This is a genomic window from Micromonospora sp. NPDC047134, from assembly GCF_040643455.1.
GTDB lineage: Bacteria > Actinomycetota > Actinomycetes > Mycobacteriales > Micromonosporaceae > Micromonospora.
Genome location: NZ_JBEYUI010000040.1, coordinates 1 through 18,588 on the forward strand (window position 1 = coordinate 1; position 18,588 = coordinate 18,588).

The 18,588-nt window shown below is 68.1% G+C and carries 14 protein-coding genes and 2 pseudogenes; 11 read left to right on the plus strand and 5 right to left on the minus strand.

Features of this window, described 5'->3' with window-relative positions:
* Positions 1-142: 142 nt before the first annotated feature.
* From ABZ795_RS27600 to ABZ795_RS27610, 3 genes and pseudogenes are all read right to left on the minus strand, one after another.
* The gene (locus tag ABZ795_RS27600; protein WP_327023625.1) at positions 143-340 is read right to left on the minus strand and encodes a MauE/DoxX family redox-associated membrane protein; all 198 of its coding nucleotides are present in this window, start codon (positions 338-340) and stop codon (positions 143-145) included.
* Positions 341-363: 23 nt separating this feature from the next.
* Positions 364-528 (minus strand): annotated as a pseudogene (locus ABZ795_RS27605) (SigE family RNA polymerase sigma factor); the annotation flags it as partial.
* Between the two features lie 617 nt (positions 529-1,145).
* Entirely contained in the window at positions 1,146-1,592 is a 447-nt protein-coding gene (locus tag ABZ795_RS27610; RefSeq protein ID WP_357532464.1) for a hypothetical protein, read from the minus strand.
* A 133-nt stretch (positions 1,593-1,725) separates the two neighbouring features.
* On the opposite strand from ABZ795_RS27610, the gene ABZ795_RS27615 reads away from it, so the two are divergent.
* From ABZ795_RS27615 to ABZ795_RS27635, 5 genes are all read left to right on the plus strand, one after another.
* Positions 1,726-2,445, plus strand: a complete 720-nt coding sequence (locus tag ABZ795_RS27615; protein ID WP_357532465.1) for a hypothetical protein — start codon at positions 1,726-1,728, stop codon at positions 2,443-2,445.
* A gap of 423 nt (positions 2,446-2,868) precedes the next feature.
* Positions 2,869-3,222 (plus strand): hypothetical protein, encoded by a 354-nt coding sequence (locus tag ABZ795_RS27620; protein WP_357532466.1) that lies wholly within the window; start codon positions 2,869-2,871, stop codon positions 3,220-3,222.
* 59 nt (positions 3,223-3,281) lie between these two features.
* A complete protein-coding gene (locus tag ABZ795_RS27625) occupies positions 3,282-3,728 on the plus strand; it encodes a hypothetical protein (protein ID WP_357532467.1) in 447 nt (148 codons plus the stop codon).
* A 557-nt stretch (positions 3,729-4,285) separates the two neighbouring features.
* The gene (locus ABZ795_RS27630) at positions 4,286-5,491 is read left to right on the plus strand and encodes a hypothetical protein (RefSeq protein WP_357532468.1); all 1,206 of its coding nucleotides are present in this window, start codon (positions 4,286-4,288) and stop codon (positions 5,489-5,491) included.
* Positions 5,488-6,696, plus strand: a complete 1,209-nt coding sequence (locus ABZ795_RS27635; protein WP_357532469.1) for a hypothetical protein — start codon at positions 5,488-5,490, stop codon at positions 6,694-6,696. The genes ABZ795_RS27630 and ABZ795_RS27635 overlap by 4 nt, the downstream gene beginning before the upstream one ends.
* A gap of 5 nt (positions 6,697-6,701) precedes the next feature.
* Here the strand turns inward: ABZ795_RS27635 and ABZ795_RS27640 are convergent, their stop codons facing one another.
* Together ABZ795_RS27640 and ABZ795_RS27645 are read right to left on the minus strand one after the other, a co-directional pair.
* Entirely contained in the window at positions 6,702-7,565 is an 864-nt protein-coding gene (locus ABZ795_RS27640; protein ID WP_357532470.1) for an alpha/beta hydrolase, read from the minus strand.
* Between the two features lie 328 nt (positions 7,566-7,893).
* The gene (locus ABZ795_RS27645) at positions 7,894-8,856 is read right to left on the minus strand and encodes a hypothetical protein (protein ID WP_357532471.1); all 963 of its coding nucleotides are present in this window, start codon (positions 8,854-8,856) and stop codon (positions 7,894-7,896) included.
* Between the two features lie 256 nt (positions 8,857-9,112).
* Here ABZ795_RS27645 and ABZ795_RS27650 point away from each other — a divergent pair, with 256 nt between their 5' ends.
* The 6 genes and pseudogenes from ABZ795_RS27650 to ABZ795_RS27675 all read left to right on the plus strand — a co-directional run.
* Positions 9,113-10,312: a hypothetical protein gene (locus ABZ795_RS27650; RefSeq protein ID WP_357532472.1), complete on the plus strand. Its 1,200-nt coding sequence runs from the start codon at positions 9,113-9,115 to the stop codon at positions 10,310-10,312.
* Complete coding sequence (locus ABZ795_RS27655; protein ID WP_357532473.1) at positions 10,309-11,433, plus strand: caspase family protein; 1,125 nt, start codon at positions 10,309-10,311, stop codon at positions 11,431-11,433. The genes ABZ795_RS27650 and ABZ795_RS27655 overlap by 4 nt, the downstream gene beginning before the upstream one ends.
* Positions 11,430-13,124 (plus strand): hypothetical protein, encoded by a 1,695-nt coding sequence (locus ABZ795_RS27660; protein ID WP_357532474.1) that lies wholly within the window; start codon positions 11,430-11,432, stop codon positions 13,122-13,124. The genes ABZ795_RS27655 and ABZ795_RS27660 overlap by 4 nt, the downstream gene beginning before the upstream one ends.
* Positions 13,121-16,486, plus strand: a complete 3,366-nt coding sequence (locus tag ABZ795_RS27665) for a WD40 repeat domain-containing protein (protein WP_357532475.1) — start codon at positions 13,121-13,123, stop codon at positions 16,484-16,486. The genes ABZ795_RS27660 and ABZ795_RS27665 overlap by 4 nt, the downstream gene beginning before the upstream one ends.
* Complete coding sequence (locus tag ABZ795_RS27670; protein WP_357532476.1) at positions 16,486-18,117, plus strand: hypothetical protein; 1,632 nt, start codon at positions 16,486-16,488, stop codon at positions 18,115-18,117. Before ABZ795_RS27665 ends, ABZ795_RS27670 begins: the two co-directional genes overlap by 1 nt.
* Positions 18,118-18,342: 225 nt before the next feature.
* Positions 18,343-18,484: pseudogene (locus ABZ795_RS27675) on the plus strand (IS630 family transposase); the annotation flags it as partial.
* Between the last annotated feature and the right edge of the window lie 104 nt (positions 18,485-18,588).

The window sequence follows — 18,588 nt, forward strand, 5'->3', positions numbered from 1 at the left end:
GATCTTTGTGTGAGAACTCAGATCATGGACAGGGTCCTCCCCATTCCGCTAGACCTCGACCACCACGAATCCCCCCCGATGGTCAAAACACGAGGAGGTCCGGGCTGCTTTCCGCAGCCCGGACCCCCTACCTCGGCAGGTCTCATCCTGACCCGAGGAGCAGAACCAGTCCCATGACCAGCACAGCCGCAGCCCGCCCCCAGGTCCGTACGGAAACCTGTTCCCGCTTGCCGAAGCACTGACACGTGGCTGGCCTGCCCATGACCAGCAGGTAGGTCTGCGCGGCGGTGAACGCCAGACCCAGCAGGACGCCCGCCACCGCGACCGCCACGTCGGACACGGGCCCCAGGGCCGCGGCGGCGACCTCGGCCAGGCCAGCCCGACGCGGATCAGGGTTTCCTGAGCGAGGTCTTCCGCAGCGCTCCGGTCCAGCGTCAGGATGTTGCCCAAGCGCAGGAGCCCGGCGGCGCTCTGTCGTACGAACGCATCGAACCCGGAGTCGTCCGACGGGAATGGTGACACCTTCACACTATGACTACACGGCCCGGCCCCAGGATGTTGCACGATGGCTGACTCTTCGAACAGCGGCTGAGCCAAGACGGCAGGGCAGCGGCACCCGACGGCGACCGTTGGGATGATCCGGAGTGCGCGCCGGGTCGGGTTGGCATGCGACGGGTGCGCGTACCCCATTGCAAGAAAAAGGCCGCGACCTCTGCTCTCGCAGGTCGCGGCCTCTCCCGTCTGCGCGCCCGAAGGGACTCGAACCCCTAACCTTCTGATCCGTAGTCCGAACCGGGCATAATATCTCTAAAGCGTTCGCAGACTCTTATAACGTACTGATTGGGCCGCCCTCCGTCCGCACGGAGGGTGTTTTGTTTCTGCTGGTCCAGGCGTTGCGCTCAACGGGCCGCCACAGTCAGCGGGCGACGGAAGTGCTTCCATGCCGAAACAGTCGTGCCTGTGCTGGCGAGGTGCCGAACATCCGAGCACCATCGGAGCACCACACGATCAACTCACCGTCACGCTCGACGTTCTGCATGTCACTCAATGCCCGCTGGCCGCAGCTTGCTGCCGCGCGGGCAGCCAGGCCGAACCCATCGCCCGGCTGTAGACGGCCACCACCAGGCTCGCCAGCGAACGGTGGTTCATGTAGTCCGGTAGTACATGTCGAGAAAGGCGGCGTACCGATCGGCGTCGTACGAATCCTCCACCCACGTGATCTCGTCGAGGATCTGTCGAGCCTCATCGGTGCACAGGCTTGCGAGGTACTCCTTCGTCCTGGCCACGCCCGCCCCCAGCATGAGTTCCGCATCGACGGCGCCGGTCGCGTCCATGCTGGTGCGGCGGGCGCGATGAACCAGCAACGCGTCCTCGACAGCACCGGCATACCAGAGCTGAACGGCGCAGATCCGCATCAGCTGCGTATTACCGGAGATGGTGCCCCGGCCAGCGTAGGTATCCGCCTCGTGCCGGATCTCACGGATGAGGACATCCCGAACGATCGGAACCTGCTCGGGGGCGACGCGCAATCCGTAGACCGCCAAGTGCTGGTCGGCATCCCGCTCGTACTGATCATCAACATCCATCCCCATGCCCCGTGTGTAGCAGCAGCCGACCGCCACCGGCCAAGCGACGCTGTCAAACGCCGTCCCGAACGCGAGCGCAGGCGAGAAGGCCGCCTGAGCACAGGGAGTCCCGCCAATGACCCGGCGGTACGTTGCCTCTATGGCCCTGCCTGTCTTCTATGCACGGCCGGAACTCGTCGGCAGCACCCTCAACGTCGCGCCCGCCCCGGCCAGCTGGGACACGGCTGGATCATCCGGCCAGGTCCGCTCCGCCGCGTTCACCGCCGACGTCCTGGCGGCCATCGCCCCAACAATGGCTGTCGCACCGGATCCCCTCGCACTGCGCCTGGACATCGGGCTACCGGACACGGCGCCCCTGCTCTTGCACCACGACCTTGACAACTACCTGTTCCCGCTCGTCCCGACTCTGACCAACGGCACCCTGCGGCAATTCGCCTCGGTATGGGCGACCAAGCAGCACGCAACGACATCCGCAGTCGCGGTGTGCCAGACCCGGCCCGTCCCGGACCCCGGCGGGATGTACTCGCTACAGGTGCACACCACAGCATCGGCAAGCACCACCGCCTACAAGCGGCAGATCCACGACCAGATCAGCGCCGCCCCACCACTCCCCGACGGCGGCATCGCCCTCCAACTCGCGTTCGTGGTCGGACCCCGCCGCGCCTGGCCCAACCTCTGGAAGGCCACGATCGACTCACTCGGCCCAATCCTCGGGCGTGACCCTGGCGCCCGCGAGTGGGACACACGCGACGGCCGAATAACGAACCTCGGACTGCACTGCACCACAGACCCGATCGCGGGCAACCAGGTCACCATCGCGATCCGAGCCCGCACAACCGACACCCACACCTCCCCCTGACGACAGGGATCCGGCACAGCTGAGCCCCGCCCCGCCCGCTGGCTGTGTAGCGAACGCGAGACACCCGTCGGCAAACCGGCTGGTCCGCTGACGGCAGCCCTGATCCCCTCTGCACCCACGCCACTCACGGCCCACAGCATCGGTTTCCTAGCACTGGGCTCCGCCTGTGTCCGCGCGCAGCTGACCTGCAGGATTCCGCTATTTCCCCACGGTGGCCTGTCGCTGCGTGGTACTGCTGTGATCGTTTGCTGAAGATCAGCGAGTGGTGTTTGTCCTGGTCAGGAACCGTCAGATCAAGAGCGGCGGACAGAGGCCTTGCTGCCCATGCCAGTGTGCAAAGTGTCATACGTTGGGCGTAACCTCGCGCGGATGTTACGGAGGTTGATGTGCCGCGGAAGATTACCCCCTGCCCAGTACAAGCGCATGGTCGACGACTACAACCGCAGGCTGAAGCAGGCCGTCACCAACTACAACCGCGAGGCTGCGGCGTACAACCGCGAGGTGAAGCGCGTTGTCGACAAGCACAACCGCGAGGTGCGTGTGCACAACGCACGCGTGCGTTCCAACCGGCAGCGGCTCAACGCCGAGATTGCACGGCTGAACCGCCAGCGGTCAACGACCCGCTACGGCACGGTGCAGACCTCAACCATCGCCATGCACACCGTGTACTCCCGGGTGATGAGCAGTCCGAGCTGTGGAACGAACGTGGGCAGGAACTGGCTGACCTGGCGGGGGCCGAGACGGCCAACAGCGCGCAGGTCGCCAATGCCCTCCTAAACGAGACGGTCATCGACGCGGAGGAGGCCGAGGAAACGTCGATTACCGACGAGTTGTCCGTGCTGTCGGAGGACCTGCACAACCGGTGGGAGAGTGCACTGTTTGCGATCAGCCCGCGAAACCCAGATGCCGCCCGGCACTTCTGCACCAGCGCCCGCGAGGTCATCGTGGAACTGATCAACATGAAGGCTCCCGACGCCGCAGTGCTGCGGGCCAAGCCAAACTGCGAGCGGGGACCCGACGGCCGGGCGGTCGCAAGGCGGGAAAAGATCGGTTACCTGCTTGACCTGAACGACGCCGGCTACGAGGCCCTGGGCGACTTCGTGGAGCCGAACGTCAACGACGTAATGAACCTATTTTCCCAGTTCAACAAGGGCACGCACGGCAGCGCAGGGCGATTCGACATCCCCACCCTCCGGACGATCAAGCACCGCGTCGAGGACTCCATCCGATTCCTGTCCGCGCTGGTCCAAGGTGTCCAGCCGACGACCCCAGATGTCGGGTAGTCCATCGACAGGGCCGCGAGTCAACGAGGCCGTGGGTAGTCCTGCGGGGTCGGTCGGGCCACGAGGTGGGTCAGTCCTTTCGAGGTCTACGAGCACGGCCATGCCGTTGCGATCGCCCAGCTCCGGGCGGCGCCTTGCGCCGGCGAGTGTCAGACATTGGCAAGCAATCGGGCGTCACTGTCAACTGTTGCCCGGCAGGGGCGTGTCGGGCCGCAGCCGTATTCACTTGGCGGGGGTACGCCACCGAAGTCGGAGGTGACTTCCCGGTGCGGCGGCCGCACTGTGCGGTCGTCGTGGGAGCCCTCGTCGGGGATATGCACCGCAAAGGCGTGGGTGAGATAGTCAAGCCTGATCTGTTCGGCTGGTGGTAGCCGGGTTTGACCTCGCTACCGGCTTCACGGTGTTGATGTCCAAAGTGTTCACGTAATGAGACTGGACGGATGATTCCCGATGTCGTCAGGGCTAGGAGGATCAATTCGTGCGATCGAGGCATCTGACGTCTGGCGCCCGAAAGACCAGTCTGGACCTCGGTGGGGACGTCTGCTAACGGAGGATGAATGGGCGTGACAGCCGGTGAGTTAATAGTCGAGGAGCTCGACGCGGTGCTCGCCCTCCCTGAGGATCAGTTGGACGGCAGTCATCCGTTGATCGACGAGATCATGGAGCGGCTGGCGGAGAACGGTGAGCCCGCGCCAGAGCTGCTGCGTGCCTATCGCGTCGGTCCGGAGGGCCGGGCGGACCTGGTCGCTGCGCTGGACCGGGCAGGTGCCGCACGCTGGTCGAAGATCGCCGAGCTGGAAAGCTCTCAGTCTAGGCAGCTACGCCAAGTGTCGATCAAGCGTGCTCAGAACATCCAGGTGGGTGACCACAACATCCAGTTCTTTGATCAGTCGATCAAAGGCTGGTACTGGATACCGGCGCTGGTTGCCCTGGTAGTAGCCGCGAGCGCCGGCACCTACGCGGTGCTGGATCGGCCGTCGACGGAACCGCTGGCGGACGCCCGACCGCGGATCGTCGCCTCGGTTGATCCGAATCCCGTGCCCGCGCCCGCCGCCTCACCGCCGGTCCTAGTCGAGAGCATCACGCCGATGGAGAGCAATGTTGCGACACGTGACTTCGTCCTGCCGCGATCGGTGGAGATAACAAACGCGCAACTGGAAACGCTCGGCCCGGGCCAGTTGATCAGCGAGACCGGTTGGTTTCGTGAACAGGAGGGGACGGCGGTCGACTTCGGCACATTCACCATGACATTGCGAGGTAATGCCGACGAGCAGGTGCGCATCACCGAGATGCGTGTGGTGAAGAGCTGCGCTGGTCCCCTGAGCGGAACGTATTTCTATGGATACAGCCAAGGTAGCGGAGATACCCTGAAGATCGGTTTTGACATGGACGATCCGAGTCCGATCGCTCAGCGACTAGGCTACAGCGAAAGTCGGGGATTTTTCCCCACTGGCGAGCCCTATTTCAGTCTCAAGCCCGTGACGCTTGACCCAGGCGAGAAGGAGACCTTGCTGATCGGTGCCTTTACCAAACGTCAGTCGTGTACGTTCACCCTCAGGCTCGTGGTGTCCACGTCTTCTGGTGCATTCTTTCAAGATATAGACCAAGGCGGTCGGCCATTTCGGATCACTGCGACTGCACTCGAACGACACGTTGGGGCTCCCCTGTCGGGTTATGCCCGAGCCTACGCCTATCTGGTCGAGCCCGATGGTACGCGCGGCCGATGGCAACCGGTCGACCCTGCCACGTTCGGGCGAGAATGAAACGGTTGGTCATGCGGATCTCTCTGCGACTATTTCTGATTCTTGCTGTCTGCGTCGTCTTGGTCGTCTCGATTGGGACGGTGCTGGCCGTTCGCTCCCTGCAGAACGACGAAGAGAAGGAGTCGATAGTCACCGGCACCTTCGCGTACATCACTGAAGAGAGCGTCGTGGTTATGCGACGGGACCGAGTGTTGGTCGAGGTGCCGCGAATGTCCGAAGTGACCGACCCGCGCGAGTACCGGATGGTGTGGACGCATGACGGCCGCTACCTAGCCTTCTTCTCAGATTCTAGGGTCCGACAGGAGGAGCCCGAGGACATCAAGCTCATTGTTGTCGATGCGGGAACCGGCGCGGTAAGGGCCGTTCCTTGCCCTCACTGTGACGATTTCACGCCTGTCCGCGAGCGGGAAATCCTGGTAGAGGTGAACCGAGGCGCCGAATTTGCGGTCGAGCACCGGTTGATCATGGCCGGTGGGGATGCGTCCGTGTCTGCCGAGGCCGCGGCGCAATTTGATGTTCGGGTGCCCAGGGGCCAGTATCTGGTGAGCGGTCCAGAACACATCATCACTAGCCGATACGTCGATGGGGCTGAGGAGTTGCGGCTCACCAGCCTGGACGGCAGCCGCCATGAGTACTTCGGCCGTTTCGACTCGAACAGCTACATGCCAGCGGCAGTATCGGTGGATCCGGGGACCGGGGAGCCGCTCTTCGCGGTCGCGTTCCGGACTAACCCGGGCTCGTGTGGCGCGTTCCCGATCGTCCTGTTCCGCGCGGATGGCACACGGGCTGATACAGATATGAGCGCCGCCGCAACGAACGGCATCCAAAAATGGGAGTACGGCGTCACGGTCCATGATCTATGGACGGAGCCCAACGGGATGTTCCGCGCTGCGCTCGCCGCGACAGATTGTCGATCCGACGACACGGGTGAGGCGGCGGGTGTGAAGGAGTCCAATAGTGCCGTGTATCGGCTCGACCCGCAGGCGGTTTGGGTCAGGGAAAGCTTCACGCCGGTGACTACGCTTCGCTCACTTGACGAGCGCACCGTCGTGGTTCTGGTTGAAAACGATTGCAGTGGCGACCTGGAGCCGGAGGAAGGGGCCATTCTTTATTGTAATACCGGTACCCTCGCTCTGGAGCGTGACGGCGAGCGGAAGGTGCTTCGGGATGACGTGGTCGCCATCTCGGCCCCAGTTCGCCGCTGAGGGCGCTACTCTGCCCGGCGACGTGGATCCCACTTACCCCTGGAGGGCTCGCCGTTCCTCTGCTGGTTGTGGTCGCCGACCATGACGTTGTGTGACTCGCTTATCGAGATTGCGTACTTCGCCCCCGTCGTCGGGGGCGGCGCGCATGTTGTCGGCTGGGGTGCAGGCATGCCTGCTGTCTGGCGGATCAGGCCACTGAGCACCGAGGCCGTAATGTTGCCCGGGTTACGTGGGTCGAGGATTGAGAAGTGGTTGCCGGGAATTGTCAAGACGTGGGTGAAGGCACCCTGTGCAGAGGGTCGCCGCACTATGTTGTCGGTTCGACCGGCGTACGCATGGATCGGGATGGGGCACTCACGTTCGGTCAGCGCGGTGGCAGAGACGATTTGCCGCTGAACGGTCCGTTGGGCAGCTGCGACGTCCGCCGACAGTGTCTTCAGGTCCCGGGCTTGGGCGTGGCGGCCAAAACCAGCCATCCTGCGGATCGATCGGGCGTAATCAGAGCCGTGGTTTGGGCAGGCAAGCATGATAATTAGCTTGATCCGGGCGAGTTCCCGGGCGCGGCCCTCGTTGGCCATCCAGGCGAGGAAACGCTGCACAATAAGCCCGCCCTGACTATGAGTGGCCAGGATGAGGTCGCCCTGTGGCACCCGGAAGGCGAGTTCGGCGGAGAGTGACTGGGCGATGTCGTCGTAGTCCGGAATTCGTGTCCAGGACAGGGGGAGCCGCAGTTTCGGTGACTCGTAACCGAAGCGGTGCAGATGCAGTCCGTCGAGGTCCGGGTCGGCACCCAACTGTTGGGCGACACCGTCCCAGGTTGCGGGCGAGGACCAGAAGCCGTGCACCAAGACCAGCGTGGTGTTGTCCATCGGCTCTCCAAGGGGCCGCGTGTCGGCTCCTGATCGTCTCACAGCTCGATATCTCGTGCCAAGTCGGCGGATACGTGTTCACGACAAACGCAAACAGCTTACCAATCACTTTTGATCGTCCCCAGCCGGGGACTCCCCCGGTTACCTGGTCCGGTATGAGTGCCTACCCCAGTCGTTCGGATGATCCGATGGGCGTTTGTCGCGGTATCGGGTTTGGTCGGTGCCCATCCGAGCTGGCCCTGTGACTTGCGGCCAAGCATCGGCGTCCGCTGTGGCCACCCCGCCACCCGCGCGGCCTGGCCCCAACCCCTGAACGTTGGTCACGGCACTAGACCGGGGGAGCCGCGACCGCCAGCACCTCGGTGGCGATTCGAACGCGCGCATCACCGTGCCGCCGGTACAGGACCTGGATGTCGTCCTCCGGCACGATCTCGGCCCGGTCACCGGAGGCGAGCATCCGAACAGCCGTGACCGGACGGTCCTCCACCTGCGTCCATTTGCCTCCGGACCACCGCCACCAGGCCGGCGACGCCGGGTCCGGCCCCTCGCACGGGATTATGACTAGGGTGCTGTTGAGCCGGCCCTCGCGGTCCCACCAGGTGTCGCCCATCAAGGTCACGCCCGGTCCGATCCTAAGATCCAGCCGGGCGAGGGCGATGCCCGCTGGCAGGATCCAGGCCTGCTCGTCCGGGCAGATCCCGTCGTCCGCCGGCTGGCTGATCAGAAACACCGGGCGGCCGTCGGAGTCGTGGCCGCCGACCGCTCGGGAATCGACGATGGATGCGTGGCGGTGCACCTTCCGTGCCGGGCCGCCCGGTCCGACCAGGAAGATCGTGTCGTCGCCGAAGCCATCGTCGGCTGACGGGAGCACGGTGCGGACCAGCATGGTCTCGCCTGCGGCGGCCACGATCTCTGTCGCTCGCACCTCAGCGGGCAGCCTCAGTTCGAACGCCGCCGGTTCAGCCGCCCCGGCGAGATCCAGGATCCGGCCCTGGTTCTGGTCGTCGACGTACGCCACCCGGTCGTCGCCGATCGGCTCGACCCGGCTGCACCCGCACGGGATCCGGCGAAGGTCACCGGTCCGCGCGTCGATCGCCACGACCGAACCCAACCCGTCGGCAGCGATCGAGACCGCGCCGGCGTAGGTGCCCGACGCCGTCCAGAACACGTTGCTCGCCTCCCGGAAGCCGCCGACGATCGGTCCCACCGTTCGGTCCCCGGCCTGGACGGTGATCTCGCCGGCCGAGATCCAGGCGAAGCGGTCCTCCACCGGCGCGCTCGGCGACGGCACCGGTGGCTCGTCCTGACAACCCGCGATCGGGCCCACTGTCAGGACTAGAAAACTAATGCCTCGCAGTAGCCGCACTTGTCAACTCCGTCGAACGAATTTACTCAGATCGAATAGGCTAACGGTTGTCGATCCACCAGGGCAGTCGCCGATCGGACGCCGGCGGAGGAATCCGCAGTGGCCGTTCATCCGATGTGACCGGTGGTCGGGGTGCACTAGCTTGTCTTTCCACAGTCGACCACCAGCGTGAGGATCTCGCGTGCCCCTGGTGTACGTGCACGGCATCGCAAACCGGCAGGAAAGCAACGGATACGAGGCCAAGAGCGAGCTGCGTGACAGCCTTTTCCAGCAGTTCATTCTGCCTGTGATCGGCGATCCCCGGAAAGCCGAGATACATTCACCTTATTGGGGCGGTCAAGCCGGAAAACTTCGCTGGAACGGGTCGAGCTTCTCGTCCGCATTCGGCCCGGCGGGCCGGACGCTCGGCGCGGAGGACGAGCTCGGGCTGGCCCTGCAGGCGGCCGCCACTGAGGACTCCACCGACCCGGACCGGATCCTGCTCACCATCGCCCGGCGTGACCTGTCCGACGTGGTCGACGTGCTGTCCAGCGTCGGACCCGAGCCAACCGAGGCGCAGGCCCGCGACCTCGCGGAGGCGGCCGGAATGCTGACCGCCTACGTCAAGCGGCGCGAGGCCGCGGTGCCGGACGAGCGCGACGGCGACCGCTACCCATGGCTGGACGAGGTCGACGATGACGTCGACATGCTCGATCGCCTGCTTACCGAGGCCACACCGCCGGACCAGCGGCAGCGGTTCCTCGGGCCCGGCGACGCTGTCCGCGACTGGCTGTCCCAGGCCCGCCTGCGGCTGCGGCGCGGCGTCGCGGTCGTTCGCGGCGCGCCGGTGACCGCCATGGCCGGGCTGCTCCGGCTGCCGATCCCCGGGCTGATGGCCGACATGGTCGGCGACATCTTCACCTACCTGGGACAGCGCGGGCACGTCGGCGCGCCCGGCCCGATCATCGAACGCGTCCTGGAGTATCTCGACGCGGCCGCCCGCGAGCGCACACCGCACCGCAGGCTGACTGTGATCGCACACAGCCTCGGCGGCGTGATCGCCTACGACCTGCTGTCGCACTACCGGCCCGACCTCGTCGTCGATCATCTCGTCACGGTCGGCAGCCAGGTCGGCCTCTTCGCGGAGCTGGGCCTCTTCCAGGCCGTAGACCGTACCCTGCCCAGGGCCGCACAGCCGCGGATCGACCCGCCACCCAACATCCGTCACTGGATTAACGTGGTCGATCGCGCCGATTTTCTTGCCTTCCGGGCCGAGCCGATCTTCCGCCGGGTCGCCGACTACCGCTACCCGTCCGGGGCGGCCTGGGCCCACGGTGCCTACCTGCGGCAGCCCTTCTTCCACGAGCGCCTCGCCGCCTGCCTGGCCAGGGCAATGGCATGACCACGCTGCACGACACGGGCCCCGCCGCCGAAGGGCAGCTGCACGCGCTGGTGATCGGGGTCGACCACTACCCACACTGCGGGCGGAGCACCCGGCTGGAGCCGCCCTGGCGGGACTTCGCACGGGCGGTCAGCCCGCTGAACTGTGCGGTCCCGTCGGCGCTTGCTGTCGTCAACTGGCTGCGCCGGCACTTGTCAGACCGGGTACACCCGGTCGGCAGCATCGAACTGCTGCTGTCCGCGCAGCAGGAGCAGCAGGTCGACGGGCGCGACGTTGAGCGGGCCACCATGGCCAACGTGAAGGCGGCCTTCGGGCGCTGGTACGACCGCTGCGACCGAAACCCCGACGATGTCGCCCTGCTGTTCTTCTGCGGTCACGGGCTGCGGCTCAGCTCCGAGGACATCCTGCTTCTCGAGGACTTCGGCGCCGACCGGCACACCGTGTTCGCCAACGCGATCGACTTCCGCGAGACCTACTACGGGATGCGCATGGCCAAGGCCGGTATCCAGTGCTTCCTGCTAGACGCCTGCCGCAACACCCCGGAGGACCTCGCCGGCCGAGCGACCGCCCACGCGACCGCCCTGAAGCACGCGCCGCCCAGCCCCGAGTCTCGCGACGCCCCGATCGTCTACTCGGCGCCGCCGGGCAGCCGCGCCCCGGCGCCGGACGGCTCACCTACCCGGTTCACGGAGGCCGCCATCCAGGCCCTGGAGGGCGGGTCGGCGGACCATACCGTGCCGGACTGGCCGGTCACCACCGACCTCCTCCACTTCGGCATCAACCGGCTGCTGGGCTGGGGCGAGAAATCCGACGGCCGCCAGTACGCGGCACACGGCGGCCAGGCCTCCGGCGGAACGATCCACGCCCTGGGCGTCCCGATGGTGCCCTTCCGCTTCGGCTGCGACCCGCACGCCGCCCTGCCGTACGCCCACCTGCACCTGGCCAACCCGGACCGCAAATTCGAGCGACCACCCGCCGAGATTGTCTGGCGCGGCGCGGCGCCCGCGGACAGCTACTCGCTGCGGGCCGAGTTCGCGGCGCAGGGATACACCGGGGATCCCGCGATCGTAATGCTTCTACCGCCGTACCGGGACTCGCTGCTCAAAGTGAAGCCGGCATGATCATGGAGCTTCATTGGGGACCACCCGCCGCGGCGGACCAGACCTCCGCCGTCATGGCGGTCGAGGTGATCGACAGCGGCCTGCGCGTCGCGGCACGGACCGCGCTGCAGGCCGGCACACCTGTGGAGATCACCCTCGACGACGGCACCTACCTGATCCGGGGCTGGACGCCGGACGGTCAGCTGAGCGAGGCGGTCGCCGCTGGCAGCTCGTCCGTCGCCCTGGAGTCCTCCTCGGCGGTGCCGTCACCTACGTTGGTAGAGGCGTACGCCGACTGGTTCCAGCCATGGCATTGCGTACGCGGAACGTGGCGGCCCGGTGCCGGGTTGTTCTCCGCCGGAGGCGGCCGCAACCTGGCCCTCCAGTTTGGCACCGCCGACGGGCCCGCCGTCACCACCATTACAACCGCGGGCCTGGGCATCCCCGACCTGATCGACGTTCCGGCCGACGGCGCGGCGCTGAGCCTGCTGCACTACCTGGCCGCCGGTGACTTCCGCTCCGCCCGCACGCTCGTCGATGCCTTCGGCACCCTGTCACCGTCCCACCTCACGCCCGCGACGGCGATCGCGACCGGCTATTTCCTGGCCCAGACCGGGAATCCGCGCCTGTCTAACTGGGCGCGCGAGGCGACGACGGTCCTGCCGGAGTCGGCCGACGCCGCCGTCCTCACCGCGTGGCACCATCTGCGGGCGCCCGGAGCGGGCCTCGGCGGGGCCGAGCGCCGCCTGATCCGTGCCCACCGGCTCGGCCTCCCGGCGGTCGCCGCCGGGATGGCGCTCCTCACCGACGGGCTCGCTGCCGCCCGCCGCGGCCGGTCCTCGGCTGGCCTCCTTCTGGACGAGGTGCGGCTCATCCGGCGTGCCATGCTGCCCGGCATCCTGACCAGCTACTGGTCCGTCACACCCAACAACCCGGTCCCGGCCCTTCGCCCCGCTCCGCGACGAGACCCCGGCGGGCGCCCGTCACCGCTGGCGATGGCCGCACCCATGGCGATCTTTGCGGGATCGCTCCTTAAGACCCGGCCCAGGTTCGTGATCCCGTTCAACCGGTACCGTCGGCGGCTGCGGCCAGTGGAGCCGCTGGTCGCCCTGGATAGCACCGCACGGCGGCTGCTCCCCTCGGCGACCCCGCGCCGGATCGCCGTGCTTCGGAAGACGTACCTGGGGGCCGCCAGCAGCGCCTCCGCGTCCGAGGCGGACATCGCGACCTTCGTGGCGGACCAGGAGAGCCGGCACGGCTGGCCGGCCCCCGCGGGCACGACCAGCATTCCCCGCCTTGACCTGCGCGGCGCCCGCGCTGCCGGGCCCGCCGACCGGGCGGCCGTCAGGTGGGGGGACTCGGCCACCGACATCTCCGTCGACTGCCGCCAGTCCGCCCTCGACCGGGTCGACATCGCCGTGCGCGCTCAAGGCGACATCCTCGTCGAGATGCATGTGGCCGACGACCACGGCTGGCAGCGGTACCTGATCACCAACGGCTGCCGGATCACCCTCACCGGCATCGCCGGCCGGCTCGACCTGGCCGTCGGCGACGTCCGGGACCCCGCCACGCTCGACGTCGACGACGCCGACGCGGTAGTTCGCTCCGTGTCACACGCCGACCGCCCGGGCCGGGACCGCTGGCGAGCCCTGCTCGGCGAGCTTTCCCACGACCATCCGATCGCGCTCGCCATCACGGAAGGTTTGGAGTGACCAGCATCGAGTTCGCCACCAACCAGCCGGACGTCCCCGACCACGCCGCGCTCACCGGGGCCGCGCAGGACTGGTTGAAGATCTGCGCGCGCACGCTCCGGGAGTCACCCGGCGAACTGGGGTCACTGCTCACCGCCGATCATCCGTACTCCGAGATCTTCGCGGCCGGCACGAGCCGCTGGTACGACCGTGACCCCCTAGAGCCTGAGGGCGCGGATGTCCCCGACCTCGGCAGCGCCCGCGCTATCCTCGCCGTCGCCGAGGCGCTGGCCGAGCCGCGCCGGGCGACCGAGCTGTTGGCGCCGGCTCTCGCTCACTGGCGGCGGGCGAACGTGCTGCCGGACGACGCGGCGATGACGCTGCCGAAGGAGCTGTTCCACGCCGACGACGAAGCGCTGCGGGGCGTCCTGCAGCGGGCGGGGGAGACCGGTGGCGCTGCGGCTGGGCTCGCCGCGCTGCTCGCCGTCCACCTCAACGGCGGTGAGATCAGGCGCGGCCAGCGCGTTGAGGTTCCGGTGCTGTTCGACCGCAACATCGAGGGCGGCACCGCCGTCCTGAGCCTCACCGTGGCCGAGGAGGGGCCGGCCGGACTTTACCCGGATCCGGCGTGCATGCTCTTCCTGGCCTCCGACGCTGGATTCCGGCGCTCGCTCACCGCCGCCTGGCGCAGCAGCGACCTGAGCGGCGCGGGCGTCTGCGTGCTCTGGGCGATCCGGATGCGCACCGAACCCTGCAACGATGTCGTCCGGGACTCGCTCGGCGCGGCCTTCGGCGCCGGGCTGGACGAGCTGCGCCGCAGCACCGCCCGCTTCGGTCGGCTCCGGCTGCGGCGGCTGCACCCGCGCCGCGCCATCACCGGCGGCCTGGACGACGACGGCCGAGTCACTGCGGTCGGCGGCCTGGACACTAAGTTCGCCGCCGCCGAACGGGCCAAGCTCCGGGTGATCGTCCCGCGCGTCCAGCAGGCCGAGGCGGACGGCCTACGCCCCCGGCACCCCGCGCTGCGCCGGGGACTGTACTACGCCATCGACCTCGACGAGGCCCTGGCCGGCGCCCGCTGGTTCGACGCCCGCCAGATGGCGCTGGCGGCGGCGCTGGTGCTCGTCCTCGTGCTCGGCGGGTTCATCGTGAACCGGTACAACCAAAACACACTCGCCCGCAGCGAGCTCGCCGCGCGGGCTGCCACGCTGACTTCTAAGGCCACCCTGCTTAAGCAGACCGACCCGCGTCTCGCCGGCCTGCTCGCGCTCGCCGCACACCAGATCTCCCCGGGTGTGGCGGGCAACGCCGACGCCCTGCGCGACATCCTGGCCACCAACGAGAACGTCATCCGCAGCTGGAAGGCCAGCCCGTCGCTGGTCGACACCGTCGCCGTCGACGTGAGCAGGTCACGCATCTATACCTCCGGCGACGACGACGCGATCAAAGCCTGGGAGCTGGAGACCGGCGCCGAGGCGGGCCGGATGCCGGGATCCACCGCCCGGCTGGTAGTTAGCCCGTACGCGCCGGTGCTGGCCGCGATGGACAGCGACCGAATCCGTCTGTTCAACGTCGCCGACGGCACGCCCGAGCCGCTGGGTCAACTGCCGGAGAACTTCTGCGCCCAGGGCCAGAGCACGATCGTCGCCGCTGGCTTCATCGAGTCCGGCGCCACTGTCCTCGCCGTCTGGACCGACGGCGCGATCACCACCTGGGACACGATGACCAAGGAGGCCGGCGACTGCTGGCGGCTGCGGGACGCCGCCACCGACAAGCAGCTCGGCGAGGTGCTCCCCGGCCGCCTGGTGCTGGACGCCTCGGTGGTGCCCTCGGACGAGGCCTGGCGCGGCGCGGAGGACCGGATCCTGGTACTGCTCAACCAGAACCGCGTCCTCGACATCGGCGCCCGCAAGCACGGAATCACCGTGGCCCTGGACGGCGACGAGCTGGCCGCCGACGCCACCCACGTCCGCGGCACCGCAGAACGGCTCGCGGTCGGGACCAGCGCCGGCGTCCTGCTCTGGGACCGGACCACCAAGCGGAACCTCGCCTTCCCGCTGGGCGGGCTCAGCTCGGCGGTCACCGCGCTGGACTTCCACGACGACCGATTGGTCATCGCGGGCACGGTGGGTGCGGCGGTGATTCCCGACTTCCTCACCTCCGCCGGCACCGGGCGGTCCGCGTCCACGCCGCGCGGAGGCCGGGTGGGCACCGCAGCGGTCGGCAAGGACGGCACGATCGTCGTCGGCGGCGCGGATGGCCGGGTCGCCGTCCTGGGCGGCGACGGCGGCAACCTGACGCTGCCGGCCCTGGCGCCGGCCAACACCGCCGCCTACACCCCGGACGGCGCTCTGCTGCTCAACAACTGGAGCCACGGCCGCTCCAGCGGCTTGTTCACCGTCCGGCCCACCGGCGAGCCCGGCTGGTCCGCGCCGACCGGCGTCACCTATCGACACGAGCGCGACTACGGCCGCTCCCGCAGCTTCTACATCAACGACACCGCCGTCTCGGCCACCCACGTGGCCGCGGTCGGGCAGATCAACAACGACACAGCCGCCGTGGTCGTGTGGCCGGCAGGCGGCGGCAGTGAGCCGTACGACCTCGTCATCCCCACACCGGACGACGCCGTCCGCGAGGCCCAATGGCAAATCGGCGTTTACGTCGCCTTCGCCCCCGAGGCGAACCTCATGGTGGCCCGCCACCTGTCCGGGCAGGTAGCCATCTGGGACACCACCACCTGGGCGAGGGCCGCACCGGTCGACCTGCGGCCAGGCAACACGAGCATGGCGATCCATGGCACCCGCGGGGTGTTCACCGACGGCGGCGACGACCGGGGCGAGCTGGTCATGGTGGATTTGGTGACCCGCCAGGAACTCCACCGGATCCCCGGGCCCAACACGACCCGCCTGGACTGGTCGGACGATGGCACCCGCATCGTGTCGATGCGCGACTTCCGCCACCTGCAGCTGTACGACGGCAACCTGAATACGATCGGCGCACCCTGGCAGCTGCCCGGCGGCGGACTCGGCAGCGGTGTCGCGATCTCACCGGACGGCACCCGAGTCGCCGTCTCCCAAGAATCCCGGGTCTACGTTTATGACTTGGCCACCCGGGAGCAGGCCATGGTGCCGCTGGTCGAGCCGGACGGCAACGACGTGGTATCGCTGGCCTGGTCGCCGGACGGCGGGACGCTCCTCGGGCTCACCATCGTGCCCACCCGGGCGCTGAAGGAGCCGGGACCGGTGCGGCGCTGGCTGGTCGCCGACCGGGAGTGGCAGAGCCAGATCTGCCGGTGGGCCGGCGGCGGCCTCAGCCGCGACGAGTGGCGCGAGCACGTCGGCGGCGACATCAAATTCGTGGACCTCTGCCGAGGAGTGAAGTGATGAACCGCGTCCTCACCGGCGCGCTGGTGCCGTTGCTGCTGATGGCCTCGGCCTGCACCTCATCCATGCCGGAGCCGGAACCGACCCGGGCGGCCGGCTCCAGAGAGCCGGTGCTGGTGTTCCGCATCGGGCAGACGCTGCACGTCTCGGACGGCGACGGCAACGTGAAGGAACTAGTCACCATGGACTCCGACCCGGAGCAGGTGCTGTGGTCGCCGGACGGCGCACGACTGGCTTGGGCGAGCACCCGCGAGGGCGAGTCGGGCAGCACCGTGTACGTGGTCGACACGGCCACCGGTGCGGTCCGGTCGTACCCGTGCCCCTGCCGCGGGCTCGCCTTTCTCGGCGACGACCTGGCCACGGTCAGCGCGGACGGCACCGGTTTGATCCTCATCTCGGCTCAAGGGGACACGTCCCGGGTCGCCTTTCGGAAGCCGATCACCACCCGGAACACCGCCGAAGGGGCCGCCATGTTTGCACGGGTGGTGGCCGGCGGACGCGACCAGGTGGCCGTGAAGGTGCCGCTGGACGTGTACAAGACCGGCATTCGCGCGCAGTCAACGCTGATGTCGGTGGACCGGGCCGGCACCGTGACGGAGATGCTGCACAACCAAAAGGGGGCCGCCGTCTGGGAGGCACTCGGCTCGCCGGCCGGCGACCGGATCGCCTGGCTCGACATGCCCAGCAGCGGCGCGTGCTGGCACAGCCAGCGCATCGTCGACCTCGGGTACGCCAACGCCAAGCCGACCGACCCCGCGATGCCCACCGACGAACCGTTCCACCGCGCGCACCTGCCCGACCAGCAGACCGTTCTGTCATACTCCTGGGCCGGCGCCGGGGTGGTGCAGACCTTCGGCCCGGTCGGCGCCGAGTGCCAGGTGATGTATCCGTTCCGGCTGGTCTCCTACTATCGGGAGGGCGGCACCTGGACACACCTCGCCACCGGCCTGCTCGGCATCGCCTTCGGCGCTGACGGACGTACCGCGAGACTGGAGCCAGCCGCCGCAGAGGGGCCGATCGAGTCGCCGAACGACACCCGCCGCTACACCGGCCGTCTCGTGCTCTCCGTGCCCGGAGCCGACGACCGGATGCTCGCCGAGAACGTCGAGTTCTTCGCCTTCACCCCCGCCCAGGCGGCCGCCGCCCAGGTTATGCCCGCGAGCACCCCGCCCACTCCGACCGCCGAGCCGGCCGGCACCGACGAACGCGGCACCCCACTCAGTGGCCCCCTCTACGACCTAGTCCGTGAGGTGTGGACGGCAGCCGACTCCGGCGACGCGGCCGCGCTGCTCGCGCTTTGCACGAGTTGCGACGCGGCTACCCGGACCTGGCTGGCGAAGGACGGCGGAGCGAAAGTACAGCGCCTGCTGACAAGCCATCCGAGACGTATGGCCGACAGCCTCACATATCCCGGCCTTGCGGTCGAGGTCTGCGCGGACACCAGCGGCAGCGGCGCCACCGCAGCGAACGCGCAGACCTGCACACCCGAGCAACTGGAGGACGTCGTCACGCTGGGCATCGAACCCGAAGTCGATCTCGACTACCCGACGTACGGCTACCGGCAGCCTGCGACCGAGTCGCTGCTGTTCCGTCTTGACGGCGGAATCCCGGTCTGGGCCGGCCGCGCATGACCGCCGAGCCGGTCTCGTCGCACTGACCGCTGCCGCGCTGCTCACCGCCGACGGCGCCGATCCTGGCCCGGCGGCAGCCGCTCCGACCGCCCCGTCGGCGTCACCGGCGTACGAACCACTGCCGTGGCTAACCCCGGCCCGCACCGGCGCTCGGCGCCCGCTGCGGTCCGAGCTTGCCTGTCGAGCAGCATCCCCCAGCGAGTCGTCGTCTATGCTGCGGATCTTGAGAGCGCCGCGAACACTCTCACCGCGCTCAAGTCGATCCGCGCCGCCCGCCCGGACGGGGCACCGATCTACGTCATCCTGGACAACCTGTCCATCCGCAAAAGGCCACAAGATCCGCAGGTGGGTGGCCCGGAACAAGGTCGCCCGCGCCTGGTCGGTGTGCGCAATCACCACGGTGACCTCGGCGCGGGCGTGTGCCGCTGAGGCAGCTCGGCCTACTTCCAACCGGTCGTGACGGCCTGATCG

Excerpts from the sequence above, each read along its gene's own strand:
- ABZ795_RS27610 (WP_357532464.1), bottom strand. The coding sequence starts at position 1,592 with ATGGGGATGGATGTTGATGATCAGTACGAGCGGGATGCCGACCAGCAC.
- ABZ795_RS27615 (WP_357532465.1), top strand. The coding sequence starts at position 1,726 with ATGGCCCTGCCTGTCTTCTATGCACGGCCGGAACTCGTCGGCAGCACC.
- ABZ795_RS27620 (WP_357532466.1), top strand. The coding sequence starts at position 2,869 with ATGGTCGACGACTACAACCGCAGGCTGAAGCAGGCCGTCACCAACTAC.
- ABZ795_RS27630 (WP_357532468.1), top strand. The coding sequence starts at position 4,286 with ATGGGCGTGACAGCCGGTGAGTTAATAGTCGAGGAGCTCGACGCGGTG.
- ABZ795_RS27635 (WP_357532469.1), top strand. The coding sequence starts at position 5,488 with ATGAAACGGTTGGTCATGCGGATCTCTCTGCGACTATTTCTGATTCTT.
- ABZ795_RS27640 (WP_357532470.1), bottom strand. The coding sequence starts at position 7,565 with ATGGACAACACCACGCTGGTCTTGGTGCACGGCTTCTGGTCCTCGCCC.
- ABZ795_RS27655 (WP_357532473.1), top strand. The coding sequence starts at position 10,309 with ATGACCACGCTGCACGACACGGGCCCCGCCGCCGAAGGGCAGCTGCAC.
- ABZ795_RS27660 (WP_357532474.1), top strand. The coding sequence starts at position 11,430 with ATGATCATGGAGCTTCATTGGGGACCACCCGCCGCGGCGGACCAGACC.
- ABZ795_RS27670 (WP_357532476.1), top strand. The coding sequence starts at position 16,486 with ATGAACCGCGTCCTCACCGGCGCGCTGGTGCCGTTGCTGCTGATGGCC.